The organism is Enterobacter sp. RHBSTW-00593, from assembly GCF_013784105.1.
GTDB classification, from domain to species: Bacteria; Pseudomonadota; Gammaproteobacteria; order Enterobacterales; family Enterobacteriaceae; genus Enterobacter; species Enterobacter ludwigii.
The window spans coordinates 1,622,097-1,645,944 of the sequence record NZ_CP056393.1; the positions used below are offsets into that span (position 1 = coordinate 1,622,097).

Sequence of the window (23,848 nt, forward strand, 5' to 3'; positions counted from 1 at the left end):
GCCACAGGTCAATTCCCTTTCCGGGCCGGATCGCACATAATCCCCTCCCGGTTTGCACACCGGGAATCCAGGAGAGTTCATGTACTACCCCTTCGTTCGTAAAGCCCTTTTCCAGCTCGATCCTGAGCGCGCTCATGAATTTACATTCCAGCAGTTACGTCGTATTACCGGAACGCCGCTGGCCGCACTGGTGCGTCAAAACGTGCCGGAAAAACCTGTGCAATGCATGGGCCTGACCTTTAAAAATCCGCTGGGTCTCGCGGCGGGTCTGGATAAAAATGGTGAGTGCATTGATGCCCTGGGCGCGATGGGCTTTGGCTCCATCGAAATCGGTACCGTCACGCCGCGTCCGCAGCCAGGTAATGATAAGCCGCGTCTGTTCCGCCTGGTCGAAGCCGAAGGGCTGATCAACCGCATGGGCTTTAATAACCTCGGCGTTGATCACCTTGTTGAGAACGTAAAAAAAGCCCATTTTGATGGTGTATTAGGCATCAATATTGGCAAAAATAAAGACACGCCGGTAGAGCAGGGTAAAGATGACTATCTGATTTGTATGGAAAAAGTCTATGCCTACGCGGGGTATATTGCGGTGAATATTTCCTCACCAAATACCCCAGGTCTGCGCTCTTTACAATATGGCGAAGCACTGGACGATCTTCTGAGTGCCATTAAAAATAAACAAAATGAGCTCCAGGCGATCCACCATAAATATGTTCCGGTCGCGGTTAAGATCGCACCGGATCTTTCTGCTGAAGAATTGATCCAGGTTGCCGACAGTTTAGTTCGCCATAATATTGACGGGGTGATTGCGACCAATACCACACTCGATCGCTCGCTCGTTCAGGGAATGAAAAACTGTGACGAAGCGGGTGGGTTAAGTGGACGTCCGGTACAATTAAAAAGCACAGAAATTATTCGTGCCCTGTCAGCAGAATTAAAAGGACGACTGCCGATTATTGGCGTCGGTGGTATCGACTCCGTGATTGCGGCTCGCGAGAAGATGGCGGCGGGTGCCTCACTGGTGCAAATCTATTCCGGTTTTATTTTTAAAGGACCGCAGCTGATTAAAGAAATCGTTACTCATATCTAATCTTTTCTCTTTATCAGACAACCAGGGCTTTATTTCCAGCCCTGGTTGTTTTATATTCCGTCATTGTTGCTTATTTAGTCATTATAGTCTTTTATTAATGGTGTTATAAACGAAGCGGCGAACAGGACATTTTTAGTACAGGAAGTTTGGGGACGGGAGAGAAACATGCGAATTAAACCTGACGATAACTGGCGCTGGTATTTTTGTGACGAGCATGACCGCATGATGCTCGATTTAGCCAATGGTATGTTGTTTCGTTCCCGTTTTGCTCGCCGAATGTTAACCCCGGACGCCTTCTCCCCGTCAGGCTTTTGTGTTGACGACGCTGCGCTTTATTTCTCCTTTGAAGAAAAATGCCGCGACCTGGTGCTTTCTAAAGAGCAGCGTGCCGAACTGGTATTAAACGCGTTAGTGGCTATTCGATTCCTGAAACCGCAAATGCCGAAAAGCTGGCATTTTTTACCGCACAGCATGAACTGGACCCCCGCCACCGGCGATGCGGCAAGCGTAAACCTGAGCGATACCGCTGAAGAGGTGAGCCTGCTGGTGGTTGAGCCTGGCGAAAATGCCGCACTCTGTCTGCTGGCCCAGCCCGGTGTGACCATTGCCGGGCGGACGATGCAACTGGGGGATGCCATTAAGGTAATGAATGACAGGCTGAAACCGCAGCAACGCGTAGACGCTTTCAGCCTCGAGCAGGCCGTTTAAGCTTCCAGCTGTACCGACGTTTTCGGAATACAGCTGCAGCACAGAATTGTACCATCATCGCCAATCGCGGATTTTTTCAGCGCGCTGACTTCCCCTTCGACCAGCTTGATTCGACAGCACCCACAGATGCCTGCCCGGCAGGAGTAAGGTACGCGGATCCCCGCTTGTTCCAGCTGTTCAAGTAAAACCTGCTGATTGTTGCCGCGGATAACGGTGCCCTGCCAGTGAATGTCTACGGGCGAGCTGGCCGGCGTCTCAACGTCGACGAACTCTTCTTCCTGACCTGCGCCATACACTCTTGCGGGTCCACGGGCGAGAATTTCGACTTCGTCGCCCACGCGGATGACGCCGCTTGAGCGCGGAATGAGGTTCTGGCCGAAATCCACATCGCCATTGTCCTGCGCTGTGCGGAATGACTGCAGGGTTTTTAACGGCTCGCCGGAAGGGTGTTTCTGGCCTTTTTCGGGACTGACGGTGGTAAAGATACAGCGGCTGCAAGGCTTCACGACATCAAATACCACGCTGCCGATACGTATCACCTTCCAGGTATCCTCTTCCCAGGCGTCAGCGCCTGTAACAACCAGGTTGGGACGAAACTGCTCCATCTGAACGCTGGCTTTACAGCGACGCTGCAGGTCGCGCAGGGAGGCGTCGTTAGTCAACAGGAAGGGGAAGCCGTCCGCGAATGAGAGCGGGACCGCCTCGTGGCGCTTAACGCGCCGCGTCAGCGCCGGGCCGACCCAGCGCAGCTGCACATCCCGGGAGAAGAAGCCGCTCAGCCAGCGGTTAATGTCATCCGGGGCGATGCGCGCGGTAAAATGATTGCCCCACACTTCCGTTGGCGCTTCGACAGGCGCAAAATCAGCAAAGCGGATCACCACGCTGGAGCCATCCGGCGCGGTGAGATGCAAACCGTCATAAAGCGGGGAAGGGGTAAAGCGAACCATTTGTGGGAACTGGCGTGCGGTAATGAACGTACCGTCAGGTTCGGTGACCATAAAGATACGATCGAAGGCAAATCCGCTCATGTCGGCCAGCGCGTGTGAAACGCCGATCCCGCGCATGGATTTCACCGGATGAATAAAAAGCCTGGATAACGTCGCCACTGCACAGCCCCTCGAATGAAAATAAGCCTTCAACTTTATGACATACACGCCATATTAGCTATAATGCGCGACAATTTTCTAAGAGTAAAAGTGACGATATGAATTCTCTGTTTGCCAGTACGGCCCGTGGGCTGGAAGAGCTGTTAAAAACTGAACTGGAAACCCTGGGCGCGCAAGAGTGCCAGGTGGTTCAGGGTGGTGTCCATTTTGAGGGCGACACACGGCTTATTTACCAGAGCCTGATGTGGAGCCGTCTGGCATCACGCATCATGCTGCCGATGAAAGAGTGCAAGGTTTACAGCGACCTTGACCTCTATACCGGCGTACAGATGATCGACTGGACAGAGATCTTCTCCCCGAATGCCACCTTTGCCGTGCACTTTAATGGCGTGAACGATGAAATCCGCAACAGCCAGTACGGTGCCCTGCGCGTTAAAGACGCCATTGTGGACTGCTTCACGCGTAAAAATAAGGAACGCCCAAACGTCGATCGTGAAAATCCCGATCTGCGGATCAACGTCTGGCTCAACGGCGACACCGCCAGTATCTCTCTGGATCTGAGCGGCGCGGGTCTGCACCTGCGTGGTTATCGCGATCGTACCGGTATGGCGCCCATCAAAGAGACTCTCGCCGCCGCCATCGTGATGCGTTCCGGCTGGCAGCCAGGCACACCGCTGCTCGACCCGATGTGTGGCTCCGGTACGCTGCTGATTGAGGCCGCTATGCTGGCCACCGACCGCGCACCGGGCCTGCACCGCGGCCATTGGGGCTTCAGCGGCTGGGCGCAGCACGATGAGGCGCTGTGGAAAGAGGTCAAAGACGAAGCGCAGACCCGTGCACGTAAAGGTCTGGCGGAGTACACCTCCCATTTCTACGGCTCTGACAGCGACTCACGCGTCATTGAGCGTGCGCGCAGCAACGCCCGCCGTGCCGGTATCGGCGAGCTGGTCACCTTCGAAGTGAAAGACGTGGCGAACCTGACCAATCCGCTGCCAAAAGGCCCATACGGTACCGTTATCAGCAACCCGCCTTACGGCGAGCGTCTTGATAGCGAACCGGCGCTGATTGCCCTGCACAGCCTGCTGGGCCGTAATATGAAAAATGACTTTGGCGGCTGGAACCTGTCGCTGTTTAGCGCCTCGCCAGAACTGCTGAGCTGTCTGCAACTGCGTGCCGAACGCCAGTTTAAGGCGAAAAACGGTCCGCTGGACTGCGTGCAGAAAAACTACCATCTGGACGAGAAAGCGGCGGACAGTAAACCATCGGGTGTGGCGGAAGATTACGCTAACCGCCTGCGTAAGAATCTGAAGAAATTCGAAAAATGGGCGAAACAGGAAGGTATCGAATGTTATCGCCTGTATGATGCCGATCTGCCGGAGTATAACGTGGCGGTTGACCGTTACGCTGACTGGGTTGTGGTGCAGGAATATGCGCCGCCAAAAACGATTGATGCACAAAAAGCGCGTCAGCGTATGCTGGACGTGATTGCGGCAACAATTTCGGTGCTGGGCATTGCGCCTAACAAACTGGTGCTGAAAACCCGCGAGCGTCAGAAAGGGAAAAATCAGTATCAGAAAATGGGTGAGAAGGGTGACTTTATCGAGGTGGGCGAATACAACGCGCGCCTGTGGGTTAACCTGACCGATTATCTGGATACCGGTCTGTTCCTTGACCACCGTATCGCCCGCCGCATGCTGGGCCAGATGAGCAAGGGTAAAGACTTCCTGAACCTGTTCTCCTATACCGGCAGCGCCAGCGTGCATGCTGGCCTTGGCGGCGCGCGCAGTACCACCACGGTGGATATGTCCCGTACTTACCTGGAATGGGCAGAACGTAACCTGCGCCTGAACGGTCTCACCGGGCGTCAGCATCGTCTGATGCAGGCTGACGTGCTGGGCTGGCTACGCGAAACGGACGAACAATTTGATCTGATCTTCATCGATCCCCCAACGTTCTCTAACTCCAAGCGTATGGAAGATAGCTTTGACGTTCAACGCGATCACCTGCGCCTGATGACCGACCTGAAACGCCTGCTGCGTAAGGGCGGTACCATTATGTTCTCGAATAACAAACGCGGCTTCCGCATGGATCATGAGGGGCTGGCTGCTCTGGGACTGAAAGCACAAGAAATTAGCCAAAAAACGCTGTCCCAGGACTTTGCCCGTAATCGTCAGATCCATAACTGCTGGTTGATCTCCGCGGTCTGAAAGGAATAATACATGTCTTTAATTAGTATGCACGGCGCGTGGCTCTCTTTCAGCGACTCGCCGCTTCTCGACAATGCAGAACTGCACATCGAGGACAACGAGCGCGTCTGTCTGGTCGGCCGTAACGGCGCGGGTAAATCCACGCTGATGAAAATCCTCAACCGCGAACAGGGCCTGGACGACGGGCGTATTGTTTACGAGCAGGATCTTATCGTCTCTCGCCTGCAGCAGGATCCGCCGCGTCACGTGACCGGCAGCGTTTACGATTTTGTTGCCGAAGGTATCTCTGAGCAGGCCGAATACCTGAAGCGTTATCACGAGATTTCTCACCTGGTGATGACCGACCCGAGCGACAAGAATCTTAACGAACTGGCGAAAGTGCAGGAGATGCTCGATCACCACGGCCTGTGGCAGCTCGAAAACCGCATCAATGAAGTGCTGGCGCAGCTCGGACTGGAACCGGACATGGAGCTGTCGGCGCTTTCAGGCGGCTGGCTGCGTAAGGCCGCGCTTGGCCGCGCGCTGGTCAGCGGGCCGAAAGTACTGCTGCTGGATGAACCGACGAACCACCTGGATATCGAAGCGATAGACTGGCTGGAAGGGTTCCTCAAAACCTTCAACGGGACCATTATCTTTATCTCCCACGACCGTTCGTTTATCCGCAATATGGCCACGCGTATTGTCGATCTCGATCGCGGCAAGCTGGTGACCTACCCTGGCGATTACGATACCTATCTGCTGGAGAAAGAAGAAAACCTGCGTGTGGAAGAGTTGCAGAACGCTGAATTCGACCGCAAGCTGGCGCAGGAAGAGGTCTGGATCCGTCAGGGCATCAAAGCTCGTCGTACCCGTAATGAAGGCCGCGTTCGCGCGCTGAAAGCGATGCGTCGTGAACGCAGCGAGCGCCGCGAAGTGATGGGCAGCGCCAGAATGCAGGTTGAAGAGGCCTCCCGTTCCGGCAAAATTGTCTTCGAAATGGAAAACGTCAACTATCAGGTTGATGGCAAAGTGCTGGTGAAAGACTTCTCCGCACAGGTTCAGCGTGGGGACAAAATCGCGCTGATCGGGCCGAATGGCTGCGGTAAAACCACGCTGTTGAAGCTGATGCTGGATCAGCTGAAGCCTGACAGCGGCCGCATTCATTGCGGGACTAAGCTCGAAGTGGCTTACTTCGACCAGCACCGTGCGGAGCTGGATCCGGACAGAACGGTGATGGATAACCTGGCGGAAGGTAAACAAGAGGTGATGGTTAACGGTAAGCCGCGCCATGTGCTGGGCTACCTGCAGGACTTCCTGTTCCATCCGAAACGTGCGCTGACGCCGGTACGCGCGTTGTCAGGCGGTGAGCGAAATCGTCTGCTGCTGGCACGTCTGTTCCTGAAGCCAAGTAACCTGCTGATCCTCGATGAACCAACAAACGACCTGGACGTGGAAACGCTCGAACTGCTGGAAGAGCTGATCGACGGCTATCAGGGAACCGTGATGCTGGTAAGCCACGACCGTCAGTTCGTCGATAACACCGTGACCGAGTGCTGGATCTTCGAAGGTGAAGGGCGAATCGGACAGTATGTGGGCGGCTATCACGATGCGAAAGGACAGCAGTCGCAGTCTCAGGCGCTAAAACAGGCTAAATCCAGAACCAGTTCCGAACCTGCTGTAACAAAAGCAGAAACTGTCAAGAAAACCTCGGTTAAACTAAGCTATAACCTGCAGCGCGAACTGGAAGGACTCCCTCAGCGTCTTGAAGAGCTGGAAGCCGCACTTGAAGATCTGCAGGCGCAGGTCGCTGATGCGTCATTCTTTACCCAATCGCATGACTATACTCAAAAAGTACTGGCAGAACTGTCCGCGGCTGAAAAAGCCCTGGAAGAAGCATTTGAGCGCTGGGAGTACCTTGAGTCTCTGAAGAACGGCGCATAAACAGGGATACAATATGTGTGACCAGCACCATGCCGACAGGCATATATTATGCTCTCAATGCGATATGCTCGTGGCGTTGCCAGAGCTTGGTCACGGACATAAAGCCCTGTGTCCCCGTTGCGGTACGACGTTGACAACCGAGTGGGACGCACCAAGGCAGCGTCCCACTGCTTATGCGCTGGCGGCGTTGTTCATGCTGCTGCTTTCCAATCTCTTCCCCTTCATTTATATGAAGGTGGGAGGGATGACCAGCCAGGTCGATTTGCTTGAAATTCCGGGGGTTATGTTCTCGGAAGACTATGCCAGCCTCGGCACCTTTTTCCTCCTGTTCGTACAGATCGTCCCGGCTTTTTGTCTGGTCGTCATTCTGTTGCTGGTGAACCGCGTCGCGATGCCCCTCGCGCTTAAAATCTGGCTCGCGCGTATCCTGTTCCAGTTAAAAAGCTGGGGTATGGCCGAAATCTTTCTGGCAGGTATCCTGGTCAGTTTCGTCAAACTGATGGCGTATGGCGATGTGGGTATCGGCAGCAGTTTTGTTCCCTGGTGTCTGTACTGCGTGCTGCAACTGCGCGCCTTCCAGTGTGTGGACAGACGTTGGGCGTGGGACGATATCGCGCCGGCACCGAGGCTGGTGCAGACGGTAAAGGTGGGGGTGCCAGGCATCCGTCAGGGGCTTCGTTCTTGCCCATGCTGCACCGCTGTGCTGCCAGCCGATCTGGATGTGTGCCCGCGTTGCGAAACAAAAGGATACGTGCGACGTAAAAATAGCCTGCAGTGGACAATGGCGCTGCTGGTGACTTCCATCATGTTGTACCTGCCGGCCAATATCCTGCCGATTATGATCACCGATTTGCTCGGTGACAAAATGCCCTCGACAATCCTTGCCGGGGTAATACTGCTGTGGGGTGAAGGCTCCTATCCCGTTGCGGGGGTGATCTTTATTGCCAGTATTATGGTACCCACGTTAAAAATGATCGCCATTGCCTGGCTCTGCTGGGATGCGAAAGGCCATGGCAAACGCGACAGCGAACGCATGCACCTGATTTATGAAGTCGTCGAGTTTGTTGGACGCTGGTCAATGATTGATGTGTTTGTTATTGCCGTTCTCTCTGCACTGGTGCGGATGGGCGGATTGATGAGTATTTATCCCGCGATGGGGGCATTAATGTTTGCGCTGGTCGTTATTATGACCATGTTCGCGGCCATGACCTTCGACCCTCGTTTATCGTGGGATCGTGAGCCTGAATCAAGCCATGAGGAACAGTAAGAGCATGGAAAATAAGAGTGGAGAGGCGAAAGTGCAGAAGGTCAAAAACTGGTCGCCGGTGTGGATTTTCCCCATCGTGACCGCGCTGATCGGTGCATGGATCCTGTTTTATCATTACAGCCATCAGGGACCGGAAGTGACGCTCATCACCACCAATGCCGAGGGGATTGAGGGCGGTAAAACGACCATCAAAAGCCGTAGCGTCGATGTGGGCGTGGTTGAAAGTGCAACCCTGACCGACGATTTAACCCATGTGGAAATCAAGGCACGCCTGAACGCGGGCATGGAAAAACTGCTGCACGGTGATTCTGCTTTCTGGGTGGTCAAGCCGCAGGTAGGACGTGAAGGCATCAGCGGCTTAGGTACGCTGCTCTCCGGCGCCTACATTGAACTTCAGCCGGGTAAAAAAGGAAGCCAGCCGGCGCAATACCAGCTGCTTGACTCGCCACCGCTTGCGCCGCCAGATGCGAAAGGCATCCGCGTGATCCTGGACAGTAAAAAAGCGGGCCAGTTAACGGCGGGCGATCCCGTGCTGTTCCGTGGTTATCGCGTGGGATCGGTTGAAACAAGTACCTTTGATCCGCAAAAGCGCACCATCAGCTATCAGCTGTTCATCAATGCGCCAAACGATCGGCTGGTCACCAGCAACGTCCGTTTCTGGAAGGACAGCGGGATCGCGGTTGATCTGACGTCAGCGGGAATGCGCGTGGAGATGGGCTCCCTGACCACGCTGTTTGGTGGCGGTGTAAGCTTTGATGTGCCGGAAGGGCAAGATTTGGGACAGCCGGTTGCAGAGAAAACGGCGTTCAGGCTCTTTGACGATCAACGCAGCATTCAGGACGCACTCTATACCGATCACATCGACTTCCTGATGTTCTTTAAAGATTCCGTCCGTGGCCTTCAACCGGGCGCCCCTGTTGAATTCCGCGGCATTCGCCTGGGTACGGTGGGGCAAGTTCCGTTCTTTGTACCGGGTCTGCAGCAGGTACTGGATGACGATTACCGCATTCCGGTGCTGATTCGCATTGAGCCGGAACGTCTGCTCAACCAGATTGGCGAGAATCAGGATATTGGTACGCATATTACCGAACTGATGAACCGGGGTCTGCGTGGGTCGCTGAAGACGGGCAACCTGGTGACCGGTGCGCTGTATGTGGATATGGACTTCTATCCAAAAGCCCCGCCGATTACCGGTATCCGGGAGTTCGGTGGTTATAAGATCATCCCGACGGTGAGCAGCGGCCTGGCACAGATCCAGCAGCGTCTGATGGAGACACTGGATAAGATTAACAATCTGCCACTGAATCCGATGATTGAAGCCGCGACCAGTTCGCTCAGCGAAAGTCAGGCAACGATGCGTCGCCTGCAAACCACGCTGGATAACATCAACAAGATCACCGCAAGCCAGAGTATGCAGCAGTTGCCACAGGATATGCAGAAAACGCTGCGTGAGCTTAACCGCAGTATGCAGGGCTTCCAGCCTGGCTCGGCGGCGTACAACAAGATGGTGGCAGATATGCAACGTCTTGATCAGGTCTTGCGTGAACTGCAGCCGGTTCTGAAAACGCTCAATGAGAAGAGCAACGCGCTGGTGTTCGAAGCGAAAGATAAAAAGGATCCTGAGCCTAAGAGGGCAAAAGAATGAATAAATGGCTATTAATGGTTGGCGCTCTGCTGTTAACGGCGTGCAGTTCAGGCGTGGAGAACAAGAGCTACTATCAGTTGCCTCTTGCAGCGCAAAACGGGGTACAAAGTACCGCCAGTCAGGGAAACCGTCTGCTGTGGGTTGAGCAGGTTGCCGTGCCGGATTATCTGGCAGGCAACGGCGTGGTCTACCAGACCAGCGACGTAAAATACGTGATTGCGACAAACAACCTGTGGGCCAGCCCGCTGGATCAGCAGCTGCGCAACACGCTGGTGGCCAATCTGGGCAGCCAGCTTCCGGGTTGGGTTGTCGCGTCGCAGCCGCTGGGTAACGACCAGGATACGCTGAACGTCACGGTTACGGGTTTCCATGGCCGTTATGACGGTACGGTGGTGATTAGCGGAGAGTGGTTGCTGAACCATCAGGGCCAGATGATTAAGCGTCCTTTCCATCTTGAGCTGAAACAGCAGAAAGATGGCTACGATGAAATGGTGAAAGTGCTGGCCCAGGGGTGGGCGCAAGAGTCGGCCAGCATCGCCAGGGAGATTTCCCGGCTGCCATAAGTAAAATTCATCGGTAAAAACCGCAGTCGGCCTGTTGCTGATTGCGGTTTTTTTTTCAGTTTCACTTCAGACCGTTACTTGTGCCGGGTCACAATTTTTGTACAAATGATCTTCCAGGTAGCTCACAAATATGACACCCGTATGAATTTTGAACATTGACGCTGCGACTAATTCGGGGTATTCGTTATCTGTGCCTGCGCAAGTTTGTACAGACACTGTTTTCTTTCCACCAGACAAAAGAATGAGGGAAACGAGGCATGAAGAGACAGAAACGAGATCGCCTGGAACGGGCTCATCAACGTGGTTATCAGGCCGGCATCGCTGGACGATCTAAAGAAATGTGTCCTTATCAGACGATAAATCAAAGGTCACAATGGCTTGGAGGCTGGCGAGAAGCCATCGGCGACAGGGCACTCATAGCCTGATAACGTCTCTTTCAAAAAAAGAAACCTCCGCACTGCGGAGGTTTCGCCTTTATGGGGTCGCTCAACGCGAAATCAGAACGCGGAAGTGTCCTGGAACAGACCCACTTTCAGGTCGTTTGCGGTATAAATCTGACGACCGTCTACCAGCACTTCGCCATCTGCCAGGCCCATAATCAGGCGGCGGTTAACGATGCGTTTGAAGTGAATACGATAGGTCACTTTCTTCGCAGTAGGCAGAACCTGTCCGGTAAATTTCACTTCGCCCACACCCAGCGCACGGCCTTTACCTTCACCACCCAGCCAACCCAGATAGAAGCCAACCAGCTGCCACATTGCATCCAGACCCAGACACCCAGGCATTACCGGATCGCCAATAAAGTGGCAACCGAAGAACCACAGGTCCGGGTTGATATCGAGTTCTGCTTCTACGTAACCCTTATCGAAGTTGCCGCCGGTTTCGGTCATTTTCACGACACGGTCCATCATCAGCATGTTCGGGGCCGGTAACTGTGGGCCGTTAGCGCCAAACAGTTCACCGCGACCAGAGGCAAGAAGGTCTTCTTTTGTATAGGATTCGCGTTTATCTACCATGTTCTCAGTAAGCCTTATTTTAGTGAAGGACGCAGGATAGCTAACACGTGTACGCTGAACAAGTCCGATCAGTTTGAACTAAACCAGCCTAACCAGCGTAACGGCCAGGGATAACGATGACGAGCATCCTGCTGCGTCGCCTGAGCAATGCGCTCCTGGATAGTCTGCATCAGGGTTGTTTGCCCTTCGCCGTCCCATACCAGGTTTGTCAGTAAGGGTAGTGCATCATCAATGCCTTCGATGGCCCAGATGGTGAATTGTTCCTGTTCCACGGCATCCAGAATGTCCTGGCTGAGGCTCAAATGGCGCGCGTTAGGGGCAGGAATAATCACCCCCTGTTTGCCGTTTAACCCACGCTGCTGACAAATCGAGAAGAAGCCTTCAATCTTTTCGTTCAGACCACCCACTGGCTGCGCACGACCAAACTGATCGACCGAGCCGGTGATCGCGATGTTCTGATTAACTGGCACTTCTGCCAGGGCGCTGATTAAGGCGCACAGCTCCGCCATAGAGGCGCTATCACCGTCGACTTCACTGTATGATTGCTCAAACGTCAGCGAGGCGGAGAAGGGGATTTGCTGCTCAAGCTGCAGCTCTGACATCAGGAACGCCTGCATGATCATCATGCCTTTAGCGTGAATGTTGCCGCCCAACTCGGCTTTGCGTTCGATATCAGTGAACTCACCGTCACCGACATGCACAACGCAGCTGATACGGGAAGGCTCTCCGAAGGCGCGCGGGTGGCCGGGGAATTCAATCACCGACAGGGCATTGATCTGCCCGATACGTTCGCCTTCGGTCTCAACCAGAATTTGTTCCAGCAGAATTTCATCCTGCATACGGTCAGCAAGATAGCCTTCACGCCACTCACGCTGCGCCAGCATCTGCGTAAGCTGCTCACCGGTGAATGCGCCGTTACCGCTGACGACACCCACTTCACGTAACTGCTTGCCGATCCACAGCGGGCAGAGCGGCAGCGTCTCCTGGTCACCGGTATAGCGAACCGCTTCGCGGATCAAACCAGGCCAGGCGTCGGCGGCCGGCGTTGGCAGTGCGAAACGTTCCGCAACGCTCAACACCCACTGGCACCACTGTGCCATATCATCGGCATCGGTAATCTGGATGTTATCTTCGTATTCGCTGTAGACCGCCTGCTCAGCCAGTTCGGGCTCCATCTCCTGGAAGTCAGCCAGCGATTCACGATCACCCGTCAGCACCACGGTCAGCGACAGCGGCATTGAAGGAACTGAGACAGGCAGGGGACGAGACTCGTCGTAGCCAACCCAGTCAAAACGCTGCTGATTAACCACCGTTTTCAGGCGCATCCACAGCAGAGGTTGTGAGAGAAGGGTGCGCAACGAGATGATCAATACGCCGCCATTCGCGCGGTGCACCAGCCCAGGTTGCAGCGAGAGCTCACCGTTAAACTGGCGCAGACAACCAAAGAGTTGTTCAGCCTCGACCCAGTTAGCGGTAATCACTTCACCCCTGGCAGCAAAGCGGTCGTCGGGCTGCTCTGCCGGTTCGAATGTGACATCATGTCCCGCGATACGATATTGGCCGCCAAAGACGGCGTTCGCTTGCGGTCGCAACTGGCGCATGGCATCACCCAGAAGCGTCAGATATTCCGCTTCTTCCGGGGCCTTGAGCATCATGAAGGGTGATGTTGCCCAGGGGCTTAACACCTGCTCCAGCGCATAATGCAAACGGGGTTGCGTATCGCTAAGGATGAATTCGTGTTCTTTTGCGAGATCGGGTCGTGCAAACAGTTCCTGATAGCTCTCGGTATCCGGAACGAGGTCACGCCATGCAAGTTTCGTAATGGTCAAAGTTGATGTTTTTTAGTTAGATGTAAAAGCGTGGAGTATACCGTAAGCGGGGGGCTCTACCCAAGCAGGATTGGGCATTTCGGCAGGGTGATTGGCTGCATTCACTCACAGGATATGATTTCTTTTCAGCAGATTGCCAAAAAACTGATATTCTGAACAGAGTTACGTGGTAACACTGAGATCGCAATGAAATATCAACAACTGGAAAATCTCGAAAGCGGCTGGAAATGGAAGTACCTGGTCAAAAAGCACCGTGAAGGGGAGCTGATCACCTGCTACATCGAAGCCAGCGCAGCGCAAGAAGCCGTGGATATTTTGCTGACCCTCGAAAATGAACCGGTACAGGTTAACGGCTGGATTGAGAAACACATTAATCCTGCGTTGTTAAACCGGATGAAGCAAACTATTCGTGCGCGTCGCAAGCGGCATTTTAATGCGGAGCATCAGCACACTCGCAAAAAATCCATCGACCTGGAGTTTATGGTCTGGCAACGTCTGGCAGGGCTTGCGCAACGGCGTGGGAAAACGCTGTCAGAAACGATAGTGCAGTTGATTGAAGATGCCGAGCATAAAGAGAAGTACGCCAACCAGATGTCGACGCTGAAGAATGATCTTCAGGCTCTGTTGGGTAAGAAATAGATTTTTGTTTTCTTCAGATTCAGATAATAAAAAACCCCGCAATGCGGGGTTTTTTTATAAGACGATAACTTATGCCGCTGGCTGAGTTACAACGTCTTTGATGCCTTTAACTTCGATCTCTACGCGACGATCTGGAGCCAGGCAGTCGATCAGTGCAGCGCGAGCTTTAACGTTGTCACAGGTGTTGCCAGTAACTGGGTTAGCTTCGCCCATACCACGTGGGGAGATCTTGTTAGCTGGGATACCTTTAGAGATCAGGTAATCAACAACAGACTGAGCACGTTTCTCAGACAGTTTCTGGTTGTAAGCGTCAGAACCGATACGGTCGGTGAAGCCCAGAACCACTACAGAACCGTCTTTAGGATCCAGGTTGCTCAGCTGGGTGTACAGCTGATCCAGTGCCTGCTGACCTTCTGGTTTCAGGGTAGCTTTGTTGAAGTTGAACAGAACGTCAGACTTCAGAGTGAAGTGCTTGGTCTGTACTTCTGGAGCTGGAGCCGGCGCTGGAGCAACGATTGGCGCTGCATCTTCCTGCTGGCCGAAACGGTAGGAAACACCTACGCTCAGCATGCCGTTGTCCGGACGAACACCAACGGTGTTGCCGTCGCCGATGTTGTTAACCCACTGGTATTCCAGACGGGTAGCGATATCACGGGTCATAGCCCACTCAACGCCACCAGCGAATACTGGGGAAACACCGGTGTCATGGTCGTCGCCAGCGATGCTGTTGCTGGAGTCAGCGCGCCATACCATGCCGCCCAGACGAGTGTACACGTCCAGATCGTCAGTTACTGGGTAACCCAGTTTAGCGGTCAGCTGTACGCCCTGAGCTTTAAAAGCGCCGTTTACGTTGTCGCCTTTGTATGGCATACGACCTAACCAGTCGTAACCCATTTCAAAACCAACATACGGGTTAACCTGATAGCCACCGAACGCACCTGCACCAAGCTGGCTCTCGTGAGTAGGGCCATCGTTGTTCAGGCTGCTGTTGTACCAGCCGGTGTCATGGAACTGAGACCAGCCCAGTTTACCACCTGCATACCAGGTATTATCTTTCGGAGCGGCCTGCGCTACGGTAGCGAAGCCAGCCAGTGCCACTGCAATCGCGATAGCTGTCTTTTTCATTTTTTGCGCCTCGTTATCATCCAAAATTCGCCATGAAGGTCTCAATAGAGATTCACGGTTAAATCCTTCACCGGGGGGCGTGGTCAAATATAAATCTACCGATATCTTCGGCTTAGGCCGAGCACCCCTGGCGATGTAAAGTCTACAACGTAGCTGAAAACTTACAAGTGTGAAGTCCGTCAGGCATATGAAAAAAAAAGTTCCGTATACCGATTATTTAACATTTTTCGAACGAGTTTTGTGCAATAAAATTAAGGAGAACCGCACCAGACAAGCCTTGCCGCAGTTTTGGCGCCTGGAACTAAAATCGCATCTTGTGGTCAAAAAAAATTCCAGGAATAATCTTAATTTTCCTCAATGATACAAATTTGAGTGAATTTTTAGGCCAGAAAGTTGTCCTCTGCGATAAGAATCTGGTCGAACCGGGCGCATGATCAACCCGATCGCACTACCTTCTTCAGCCGCTTCCGTCAGCCGAAAATGATCCTCATCGGTCAATTCGTCGGATAACCATCCAATCACCACGCTGTAATTCCCCGTACGTAACGCCCGGATCATCGATTCCACAGTATCGCAGGGAGAGAGTTGGTTAATTTGCATGACCTTTGTCAGCGGCAGGCCTGCGGACTGCACCCATTCACGGCTCAGTTTTTGTTGAGGCGTCAGCCAAAGCTGCCAGCGCGACTGCTGACCAAGCTGTTGTAATAACGGCAACAGCAGAAGTTGAGTGAGCAGGGGCTGGTCTTCACGATAAACCACTTCACTGATAAGCCCTGTCGAAACACGCCCGGTGGAATTCTGCGTGACATTGCCAGCGGAAGAAGAGAGAGAGGTTGAGCGATTTGCATAGCCTGAAGTGTACATATTCATTCCAGCCCTGTAGTTACTGTATGGATATACAGTAACCCCTGTATGCATAAAGATCAACCTCATTTTCGGAAAGCGACTCGCAAAATTCATTCATTATTGATGTGCCTGGAAAAATCATCTTGCTCAACGACGATAAGTTGCCTATTTTCCTGCTAACGGATCCGCTAGTAAGAAATTTCGTTGTTACTTTATGATTTTGAAGGGAAATATCATGAAAAAGATATCTTATGAACGGATTTATAAATCCCAGGAATACCTTTCACCCTTAGGTGAAATCCACCATCGTGCGCTGTTCGGGGGGTATACCCTGGCCGTAGATGATGCCGTCTTCGCTATGGTCTCCGATGGGGAACTGTATCTCCGGGCCTGTGAGGAAAGTGCAAAATACTGTGTAAAAAATGCCTCGTCATTCTTAACCCTGATGAAACGGGGTCGCCCGGTGCTGCTCAATTATTATCGTGTCGATGACGGACTGTGGCAGGACAGAGAACGGCTGCTTCAGCTCTCCTCGTTCGCACTCAATGCGGCACGAAAAGAGCGTTCGCAGCGTGATCGGCGAAACCGCCTCAAGGACTTGCCCAATCTCACCTTTCAGCTTGAAGTGCTGCTCTTTGAAGCCGGAATCACTGATGAAGAGACGCTGCGGGAGTTGGGTGCCCGTGCGAGCTGGCTAAAGATGCGGGCGAAAAATAAAGCGCTCAGCATTAAAGTGCTCTTCGCACTGGAAGGGGCCATCGCCGGACTTCATGAAGCGGCACTCCCGGCGGGAATTCGCCGGGAGTTAACGGAGTGGTTTAATGCGCTGCCTGAGCCACAGGAGAATCACTCCTCCAGGTAGCGATCTGCAATTGCAGTCGGCAAATTTCTGGCAGCAGAGCGATAAGGAGGCCAATCTGCTGAAGAACCAGCGGTGCTTTGCTGTCGCTTCCCGGGTCAATATGCGTAATACGCTGAGCCAGTTCATCCAGCGCGTGTTGAACGCGAGGCTCATCGGCTGGTCGGTGATGAAGCGCGTCATCGACATAGCATACGGCATCATCCAGCAGGGCGAGGATGGCCGGGTGAGTCAATTTCTCACGGTGGGCACCCAGCGTCGAAATATAGCTGGTGAAGGTATGGTTCAGACAGAGCAGGCGGAAAGCCGTTTCCCGAATTTCTGCCGTGGCGCGAGGCTCCGTGGACATGTTAGAGACCACTGAAGCCAGTTCAGCATCACAGTTATGCGCATCGCGACGCGCGATACGATAAGCCAGACGGTTATCGCGACCCTGATGATACTGCTCAAGGATGGCATCAAGGTATCGACAGTTCGCGTTCATCGCCCTGTCTACCACACGCGGTAAATTACGGAACCGCCAGTCCGGCCAGATAAAACTGACCGCCGCCCAGGCGATAGCGCAGCCAATCAGCGTATCTATCACGCGGGGCAGGGCCACTTCAAATCCTTCACCCAGCAGGTTAAAGCAGAGTAGCACCAGCAGCGTGATGAACATTGTGGCATGCGCGTACTGCACATTACGAAAGGCGAAGAACAACACACCGGTGATCACGATCAGGATCAGCTGGCCTTCGACAGAGGGCACGAAATAGAGCACCGGCAGCCCAATAGCGACGCCCACCAGCGTACCGATAATACGTAGCGCAAGGCGGTGGCGGGTGGCGTTATAGTTTGGCTGGCAAACAAACAGGCTGGTCAGCAGGATCCAGTAACCGTGATGTAACCCGGTTATCTGAATGATGGCATAACCCACGCACAGCACCAGTGACATCCTCACCGCATGGCGAAACAGTGCCGATTCCGGCGTAAAGTTGCGGCTCAGTCGCAGCCACATATCGCTGAAGCTATGCACGCTGTCATCAGCAAGCTGATTCTCCACATCTTTATCGGGGAGCACCATCGCCTGCTCGGATTCAATGGTAGCCAGTTGAGCATCTATCGCCCGCAGGTTATTCAGCAAAAATCCCAATGCTTTAATATGTTCCGGCGATGTTCCACTGGCCTGAACGCGATCGAGCGCCGCATCAAGATGGCTAAATACGCGTTCGAAGCGCGGGTCATGTTGATAGGGCGTACGCAGCAAAATGGAGCGTGCCAGCTGCTGGCATGCCTGAGACTGCATCGACAGCAGGCGCTGGAAGCGGAACATCACGTCGCTGTAGCGGAACTTCTCGCGCAGGGCAGCATACTGAACGTGCGAGGAGCTGGCACGCTCATGTATATCCTGCGCCGCGAAATAGTAGTGCAAGGTTCTTCGCGTTCCGCGCTGACCGCGATCGCCTCGCAGACGGGTAAGCAGTGAGGCTTTCGTCTGGTTAAGTGTGGCGACCAGTTGACCGTTGGCCAGAGCCAAATCGTAAAGCGGAGACTGGCTCTCCTCCTCGATATCCGGATCGAAGAGCCGGGATTTTAGCTCAAGATAGTGGGCCAGTTGCTCAAAGCTGCGGGCAAGGTTGTCCTGAAGAGGGCGAACCGGAAAAATAAGATGCCCGGTTAACGTCAGCAGGTTATACCAGATGGCCCCCAGCAACAGCAGTATGGGTTGCTGGTACCATTGATCGTAAAGGGAAACACCCAGCATGGTGTAAATGGCGATCAGCAGGGCACCAAAGGCGATAGTGGCATAGCGCTGCCCAAGGCCGCCAAGCAAAATAAATCCGCTGGTAGAGAGCGTAAGGCCAATGGCAAACAGCCAGGGCCAGGGGAAGAGCAGCTCCACGGAGGCTGACGCGATAAAAAAACAGACCAGCGTAATCACAAGATTACGCAGGCGCCCGGCAAGGCGATCGTCCAGATCCGCCAGCGCCCCCGCAACCACTCCCAGCGTGAGCGGGATGGTGAGTTTTACGTCATTCAGCCACCACGGCAGGGCAACCGTGCCGCACAGTGCGATAAATATTCTGACGTTATAAAGCCAGATGCTGTTCCAGGTATAACGGCGAAGCAGTGGGCTTAGCATAAGCACGGCCAGTCCTTATTTACTGAAAACGACGACGCGCGTTTGCTTCACGTGCCGCCTGTGCCACTTCTACCGGAACGACCCTGCGCCCGACTGGCCAAAGCGCGATGGCGGCAATCTTAAAGTTCGCGATCCCCACCGGAATACCAATAATGGATATGCACTGGGCAATACCGGCAAAGATATGCATCACACACAGCCACCAGCCGAAGAAAACCAGCCACAGAATATTGAGGACCGTGCCTCCCGTGTTAAGCAGTGCGTTTTTGCTTTCCGGGTTCAGTTCGTCAACGTGGACGGCTTCATTCCCGTACGGGATGAAAGAGAGTTTGGTGATTTCCCAGCAGGAGCGGGTCAGGGGGAGCGTAAAAATAAGGACGATGCTCACCAGCGTGGCAAAAAGCCAGGCAAGAGTGGTGGCAAAACCGCCTAACACAAAATTCAAAACATTCAGAACAGTACGCATAAACCCTCAGTTCCTTTCGATATGATTAACGCCCAGTGATTGTAACGTTTTTTTAGGCTGGAGCACCTTAAAACTGGCAGTTAAACTGTCAGGTAAATTATCTCTTCGTGGATTCGGCTGGACATGGAACTGAAAGCAACATCATTAGGCAAACGCCTGGCGCAACACCCCTACGACAGGGTTGTCCTCCTTAATGCCGGAGTGAAAGTCTCCGGAGAACGCCACGAATACCTCATTCCGTTTAATCAACTGCTGGCTATCCACTGTAAACGCGGGTTGGTCTGGGGCGAACTGGAGTTTGTCCTGCCTGACGATAAAGTCGTGCGCCTTCACGGTACCGAGTGGGCTGAGACCCAGCGCTTCCATCATCACCTGAATCTGCTCTGGCAGCAGTGGAGCCAGGATATGAGCGTGATTGCCGCTCAGGTACTGCAGCAGGTACTGAACGATATTGCACAAAGTAATGAGCAACAAACGTGGCTCACCCGCCAGCAGACGGCCGGGTTGCAGCAAAAGATCAGGCAGGCGCTGGCGGCACTGCCGTTATCCGTGACGCGTCTTGACGAGTTCGACAATTGCCGTGACGCCTGGCGTCAGTGTCAGGCCTGGCTTGGCGATACAGACAAGAGCCGGCTGGCGCACAACCAGGCGTGGACAGATGCCATGCTGACCCGTTATGCCGACTTTTTCAGCACGGTTGAATCTTCACCGCTTAACCCTGCACAGGCGCGCGCCGTGGTTAACGGCGAGCATTCCCTGCTGGTGCTGGCGGGTGCCGGAAGCGGCAAAACGTCGGTGCTGGTGGCCCGTGCGGGTTGGCTACTGACAACGGGTGAGGCTGTTGCCGACCAGATACTGTTGCTGGCGTTTGGCCGTAAGGCAGCCGAGGAGATGGACGAACGCATACAGGAACGCCTGCATACCCGGGATATTACCGCCAGAACCTTCCATGCCCTGGCGCTGCATATCATTCAGCAGGGCAGTAAAAAAGTGCCTGCCATCAGCAAGCTGGAAAACGACACGCAGGCGCGTCAGGCGTTGTTCATTAAAACGTGGCGTCAGCAGTGCAGTGAGAAAAAGGCGCAGGCTAAAGGGTGGCGTCAGTGGCTGGAAGAAGAACTCAACTGGGACGTACCGGAAGGCAATTTCTGGCAGGATGAAAAACTGGCTCGTCGCCTGGGCTCTCGCCTCGACCGCTGGGTTAGCCTGATGCGGATGCACGGCGGATCGCAGGCCGAGATGATTGAAAGCGCGCCGGAGACGATCCGCGCCCTGTTTTCGAAGCGGGTTAAGCTGATGGCTCCGATACTGAAAGCCTGGAAAACCGCGCTGAAAGAGGAAAATGCCGTCGATTTCTCCGGTTTGATCCATCAGGCCATTATCATTCTTGAGAAAGGCCGTTTTGTCAGCCCGTGGAAGCATATCCTGGTGGATGAATTCCAGGATATCTCGCCGCAACGTGCCGCGCTGCTCTCGGCGTTAAGGGCGCAAAATAAACATACCTCGCTGTTTGCGGTGGGCGATGACTGGCAGGCTATCTATCGCTTCAGCGGGGCACAGCTCTCCCTGACGACTGCATTCCATCACTATTTTGGCGAAGGCGATCGCAGCGATCTGGATACCACCTACCGCTTCAATTCCCGGATTGGTGAAGTTGCTAACCGCTTTATCCAGCAGAACCCGCATCAGCTGGCAAAACCGCTAAATAGCCTCCGGGCCGGGGACAAAAAAGCCGTTACCCTGCTGGCGGACGATCAGCTGGAGCCGCTGCTGGACAAACTGAGCGGCTATGCGAAGCCGGATGAACGTATTCTGGTGCTGGCACGCTATCACCATCTTAAGCCTGCGGCGCTGGAAAAAGCCGCGACCCGCTGGCCGAAGCTGCAGCTCGATTTTATGACCATCCACGCCAGCAAAGGACAGCAGGCCGACTATGTGATAGTGATGGGGCTCAAAGAGGGGAGCGATGGTTTCCCGGCTCCGGCACGAGAGTCGGTAATGGAACAGGCGTTACTGCCGGTCCCGGAGGATTTTCCGGATGCCGAAGAGCGGCGTTTGCTGTACGTGGCGATGACCCGCGCGCGTCATCGCGTGTGGCTGCTGTTCAACAAAGAGGAGCCGTCGGTGTTTGTCGATATTCTGAAGAGTATTGATGTCCCAGTGGCGAGGAAGCCTTAACGGGATAGCGGAGCGGTAATATTGCAGGCCCGGTAAGCGTGTCGCCACCGGGCAAAAAACTACTTCAGTCTTTCGGAAAGATAGCGCTGATAATCCGGGATCAGGATCTCAACCGGTGAGTTGAAGTGCGGGGATTCAATGATGAAATCTGCCGTCGACAGGTTCGTCGCCACCGGAATATTCCATACCGTTGCCAGACGCAGCAGGGCTTTGACATCCGGGTCGTGCGGAACCGCATTCAGCGGATCCCAGAAGAAAATCAGTACATCAATTTTCCCTTCAGAAATCTGAGCGCCGACCTGCTGGTCGCCGCCCATCGGGCCACTCAGCATGGCATTGACCTCCAGACCCGTTTCGCGGTGGATCAGGTTACCGGTTGTCCCGGTCGCTGAGAGAGCATGCTTTTCCAGCAATGGCTGATGGCGGCGAACCCAGTTAAGCAGCATTTGTTTACAGTGATCGTGCGCAACCAGAGCAATGTGTTTGCGTTCCGGTAGCGTGCGTGTTGTCAGTTCCATAATCTTATCCATCAGGTTAACTGACTACACGATGACGGGAACCGCCTGACGCTGCAAGAGAAAGGCGAAAAAAATGTGGCTTATGATGAAGGTTGTTGCTTTACCCACTGTAAAAAACGGGCCCGGGTCTCAGGATCGGCCTGCTGGAACCAGAATTTAAGACGCTGTTCCGTCAGCGTCTGGGACTGTGGCGGAATAACATCCAGCTCTGAGACACCGGACAGCAGCGTACTGTCGTCGGCCATCCTGGTGGCAAACTGTGGAAGGGAAGCGCGTTTGCCCGCCTTGTTATAGATTTCGGTCGCGGCCTCGTAATCGGTGCCTTTCGGGGACGAGGTTAACGCCAGAATATCGAGTTTTACCGGAATCGGCATTGAATCCCCGTCCAGCAGTTCAAGGCGCGGAGAGGCGTCAAAGGCCGCCGACTCTTTTTCGGTTTCAAGACGCGGGAGGGTAATGTTCACCTGACTGACCCGCTGGGTATTAAAGCTGACAATCAGCGGCGCAGAGATATACATGCGTTGTTCATGATTAGCGAGGCCGATGGTTTTTTCTACCCGCAATACCAGCTGGTGTGGCCCATTATCAAGTTCGATGCTGTCCGCACCGCGCAACAAGGAACTGGACACTTTTTTTCCGTCCAGCACCAGCAGATCAATATCCGTTGTAAGCCGTAGCGTGGTCGCAAAGACGCAAACTGGCATCACTAACGCAATCACAGCAGTGGCAATGCCGGTTTTCATAGAGGGCTCCTGTTGAAATGACTCGGCCGCGGTAATGTATCCAAATATTTCGATAATCACGTTTACTAACATATAGACATATTCTGCCGTTTTGCCCTCATGCATCTGCATGGGATGCATGGTTGAGATGTGCGCTTTGACGTACACTCATAAAAAAGCCTGGAGGAAAACCATGAAAGAGAACGAAATTGCCGAGATTCTGACATCGACGCGCACGATTGCACTGGTAGGGGCAAGCGATAAACCGGATCGCCCAAGCTACCGGGTGATGAAATACCTTCTCGATCAGGGCTATCACGTCATCCCTGTGTCGCCGAAAGTGGCCGGTAAAACCTTACTCGGTCAGCAGGGATACGCCACGCTGAACGAGGTACCTGAAAAAGTCGACATGGTGGATGTTTTCCGCAATTCCGAGGCGGCGTGGGGAGTGGCACAAGAGGCCATCGCCATCGGCGCGAAAACGCTGTGGATGCAGTTGGGTGTCATTAACGAGCAGGCGGCGGTGCTGGCGCGAGAAGCCGGTCTGACGGTGGTAATGGACCGATGTCCGGCGATTGAGATTCCCCGTCTGGGGCTGGCGAAGTCATAAAAAAAAGCCCGTTTATCGGGCTTTTTTTACACGCTTAGTTCCGCAGGCGCGGGGCCTGTAACTGTTTGCGGATAGTCTGAGCAAGTTCATCCATCGTGGGTTGCTCTGGATGCTCATCCTGCAGTTCGCTACTCAGCTGCGCTTCAGCAAGGTAGGTGTGAACGGGTTGTCCATCATCTCCCTCCATCACCACATGATACCAGGGCGCGGCGCGAAGCTCTGCGTTAACCGCCAGCTCATCCGCTGACGGTTCATCAAGGGAATACTCCGGGTCGATATCCACGACCACACCCAAATACCCTAGCAAAGTGTGGCGGACCTGCTGGCCGATACCGAATTTGCTGGCAATCATAGTCACCTCCCGGGAAACACTACTTACACGTTATGTGCGGGCAATATTTCTCTTTTCAAG

The 23,848-nt window shown here is 53.9% G+C and carries 22 protein-coding genes; 12 read left to right on the forward strand and 10 right to left on the reverse strand.

Annotated features, from left to right (window positions below; all coding sequences use genetic code 11):
• Nucleotides 1-79 precede the first annotated feature (79 nt).
• Both pyrD and zapC read left to right on the forward strand, forming a co-directional pair.
• Entirely contained in the window at nucleotides 80-1,090 is a 1,011-nt protein-coding gene (gene pyrD, locus HV242_RS07570) for a quinone-dependent dihydroorotate dehydrogenase (protein WP_020884800.1), read from the forward strand.
• A gap of 165 nt (nucleotides 1,091-1,255) precedes the next feature.
• Nucleotides 1,256-1,798: a cell division protein ZapC gene (gene zapC, locus HV242_RS07575; protein ID WP_025204541.1), complete on the forward strand. Its 543-nt coding sequence runs from the start codon at nucleotides 1,256-1,258 to the stop codon at nucleotides 1,796-1,798.
• On the opposite strand, the gene HV242_RS07580 is transcribed toward zapC, so the two are convergent.
• Complete coding sequence (locus HV242_RS07580) at nucleotides 1,795-2,904, reverse strand: YcbX family protein (RefSeq protein WP_025204540.1); 1,110 nt, start codon at nucleotides 2,902-2,904, stop codon at nucleotides 1,795-1,797. The two genes, zapC and HV242_RS07580, sit on opposite strands and share 4 nt — an antisense overlap.
• 98 nt (nucleotides 2,905-3,002) lie before the next feature.
• Here HV242_RS07580 and rlmKL point away from each other — a divergent pair, with 98 nt between their 5' ends.
• The 6 genes from rlmKL to rmf all read left to right on the forward strand — a co-directional run bounded on the left by rlmKL (nucleotide 3,003) and on the right by rmf (nucleotide 10,931).
• Complete coding sequence (gene rlmKL / locus HV242_RS07585) at nucleotides 3,003-5,111, forward strand: bifunctional 23S rRNA (guanine(2069)-N(7))-methyltransferase RlmK/23S rRNA (guanine(2445)-N(2))-methyltransferase RlmL (RefSeq protein WP_050736583.1); 2,109 nt, start codon at nucleotides 3,003-3,005, stop codon at nucleotides 5,109-5,111.
• Nucleotides 5,112-5,123: 12 nt separating this feature from the next.
• Complete coding sequence (locus HV242_RS07590) at nucleotides 5,124-7,031, forward strand: ABC transporter ATP-binding protein (protein ID WP_014169423.1); 1,908 nt, start codon at nucleotides 5,124-5,126, stop codon at nucleotides 7,029-7,031.
• A 13-nt stretch (nucleotides 7,032-7,044) separates the two neighbouring features.
• Nucleotides 7,045-8,298, forward strand: a complete 1,254-nt coding sequence (gene pqiA, locus HV242_RS07595; protein WP_014169424.1) for a membrane integrity-associated transporter subunit PqiA — start codon at nucleotides 7,045-7,047, stop codon at nucleotides 8,296-8,298.
• Between the two features lie 4 nt (nucleotides 8,299-8,302).
• Entirely contained in the window at nucleotides 8,303-9,943 is a 1,641-nt protein-coding gene (gene pqiB / locus HV242_RS07600; protein ID WP_020884796.1) for an intermembrane transport protein PqiB, read from the forward strand.
• The gene (gene pqiC / locus HV242_RS07605) at nucleotides 9,940-10,506 is read left to right on the forward strand and encodes a membrane integrity-associated transporter subunit PqiC (RefSeq protein WP_044868078.1); all 567 of its coding nucleotides are present in this window, start codon (nucleotides 9,940-9,942) and stop codon (nucleotides 10,504-10,506) included. The genes pqiB and pqiC overlap by 4 nt, the downstream gene beginning before the upstream one ends.
• Before the next feature lie 257 nt (nucleotides 10,507-10,763).
• Nucleotides 10,764-10,931 carry a ribosome modulation factor gene (rmf, locus tag HV242_RS07610; RefSeq protein WP_013097261.1) on the forward strand — a complete coding sequence of 56 codons (168 nt, stop codon included), beginning with the start codon at nucleotides 10,764-10,766 and terminating at the stop codon, nucleotides 10,929-10,931.
• Between the two features lie 72 nt (nucleotides 10,932-11,003).
• Here rmf and fabA read toward each other — a convergent pair whose 3' ends face one another.
• The gene (gene fabA / locus HV242_RS07615; protein WP_014169427.1) at nucleotides 11,004-11,522 is read right to left on the reverse strand and encodes a bifunctional 3-hydroxydecanoyl-ACP dehydratase/trans-2-decenoyl-ACP isomerase; all 519 of its coding nucleotides are present in this window, start codon (nucleotides 11,520-11,522) and stop codon (nucleotides 11,004-11,006) included.
• 68 nt (nucleotides 11,523-11,590) lie between these two features.
• Nucleotides 11,591-13,351 carry an AAA family ATPase gene (locus tag HV242_RS07620; protein WP_032681323.1) on the reverse strand — a complete coding sequence of 587 codons (1,761 nt, stop codon included), beginning with the start codon at nucleotides 13,349-13,351 and terminating at the stop codon, nucleotides 11,591-11,593.
• A gap of 186 nt (nucleotides 13,352-13,537) precedes the next feature.
• Here HV242_RS07620 and matP point away from each other — a divergent pair, with 186 nt between their 5' ends.
• Nucleotides 13,538-13,990, forward strand: coding sequence for a macrodomain Ter protein MatP (gene matP, locus HV242_RS07625; RefSeq protein WP_014169429.1), 453 nt, complete (start codon nucleotides 13,538-13,540; stop codon nucleotides 13,988-13,990).
• Nucleotides 13,991-14,059: 69 nt separating this feature from the next.
• Here the strand turns inward: matP and ompA are convergent, their stop codons facing one another.
• Together ompA and sulA are read right to left on the reverse strand one after the other, a co-directional pair.
• Nucleotides 14,060-15,115 carry a porin OmpA gene (gene ompA / locus HV242_RS07630; RefSeq protein WP_020884794.1) on the reverse strand — a complete coding sequence of 352 codons (1,056 nt, stop codon included), beginning with the start codon at nucleotides 15,113-15,115 and terminating at the stop codon, nucleotides 14,060-14,062.
• Nucleotides 15,116-15,469: 354 nt separating this feature from the next.
• Entirely contained in the window at nucleotides 15,470-15,979 is a 510-nt protein-coding gene (gene sulA, locus HV242_RS07635; protein ID WP_025204536.1) for an SOS-induced cell division inhibitor SulA, read from the reverse strand.
• A 217-nt stretch (nucleotides 15,980-16,196) separates the two neighbouring features.
• Between sulA and HV242_RS07640 the strand changes: the two genes are divergently transcribed.
• Nucleotides 16,197-16,823: a TfoX/Sxy family DNA transformation protein gene (locus HV242_RS07640; protein ID WP_020884792.1), complete on the forward strand. Its 627-nt coding sequence runs from the start codon at nucleotides 16,197-16,199 to the stop codon at nucleotides 16,821-16,823.
• On the opposite strand, the gene yccS is transcribed toward HV242_RS07640, so the two are convergent.
• Complete coding sequence (gene yccS, locus HV242_RS07645; protein ID WP_063858514.1) at nucleotides 16,780-18,942, reverse strand: YccS family putative transporter; 2,163 nt, start codon at nucleotides 18,940-18,942, stop codon at nucleotides 16,780-16,782. The genes HV242_RS07640 and yccS overlap by 44 nt on opposite strands.
• A 19-nt stretch (nucleotides 18,943-18,961) precedes the next feature.
• Complete coding sequence (locus HV242_RS07650; protein WP_025204535.1) at nucleotides 18,962-19,408, reverse strand: YccF domain-containing protein; 447 nt, start codon at nucleotides 19,406-19,408, stop codon at nucleotides 18,962-18,964.
• A 123-nt stretch (nucleotides 19,409-19,531) separates the two neighbouring features.
• On the opposite strand from HV242_RS07650, the gene helD reads away from it, so the two are divergent.
• The gene (gene helD / locus HV242_RS07655) at nucleotides 19,532-21,586 is read left to right on the forward strand and encodes a DNA helicase IV (protein WP_050736585.1); all 2,055 of its coding nucleotides are present in this window, start codon (nucleotides 19,532-19,534) and stop codon (nucleotides 21,584-21,586) included.
• Between the two features lie 59 nt (nucleotides 21,587-21,645).
• On the opposite strand, the gene mgsA is transcribed toward helD, so the two are convergent.
• Together mgsA and csgI are read right to left on the reverse strand one after the other, a co-directional pair.
• Nucleotides 21,646-22,104, reverse strand: a complete 459-nt coding sequence (gene mgsA / locus HV242_RS07660; RefSeq protein ID WP_020884788.1) for a methylglyoxal synthase — start codon at nucleotides 22,102-22,104, stop codon at nucleotides 21,646-21,648.
• An 80-nt stretch (nucleotides 22,105-22,184) separates the two neighbouring features.
• Nucleotides 22,185-22,847, reverse strand: coding sequence for a curli synthesis inhibitor (gene csgI / locus HV242_RS07665; RefSeq protein ID WP_032679662.1), 663 nt, complete (start codon nucleotides 22,845-22,847; stop codon nucleotides 22,185-22,187).
• A 172-nt stretch (nucleotides 22,848-23,019) separates the two neighbouring features.
• On the opposite strand from csgI, the gene HV242_RS07670 reads away from it, so the two are divergent.
• A complete protein-coding gene (locus HV242_RS07670) occupies nucleotides 23,020-23,436 on the forward strand; it encodes a CoA-binding protein (protein ID WP_025204532.1) in 417 nt (138 codons plus the stop codon).
• Between the two features lie 34 nt (nucleotides 23,437-23,470).
• On the opposite strand, the gene hspQ is transcribed toward HV242_RS07670, so the two are convergent.
• Entirely contained in the window at nucleotides 23,471-23,788 is a 318-nt protein-coding gene (gene hspQ, locus HV242_RS07675; protein ID WP_013097248.1) for a heat shock protein HspQ, read from the reverse strand.
• Nucleotides 23,789-23,848: the final 60 nt, after the last annotated feature.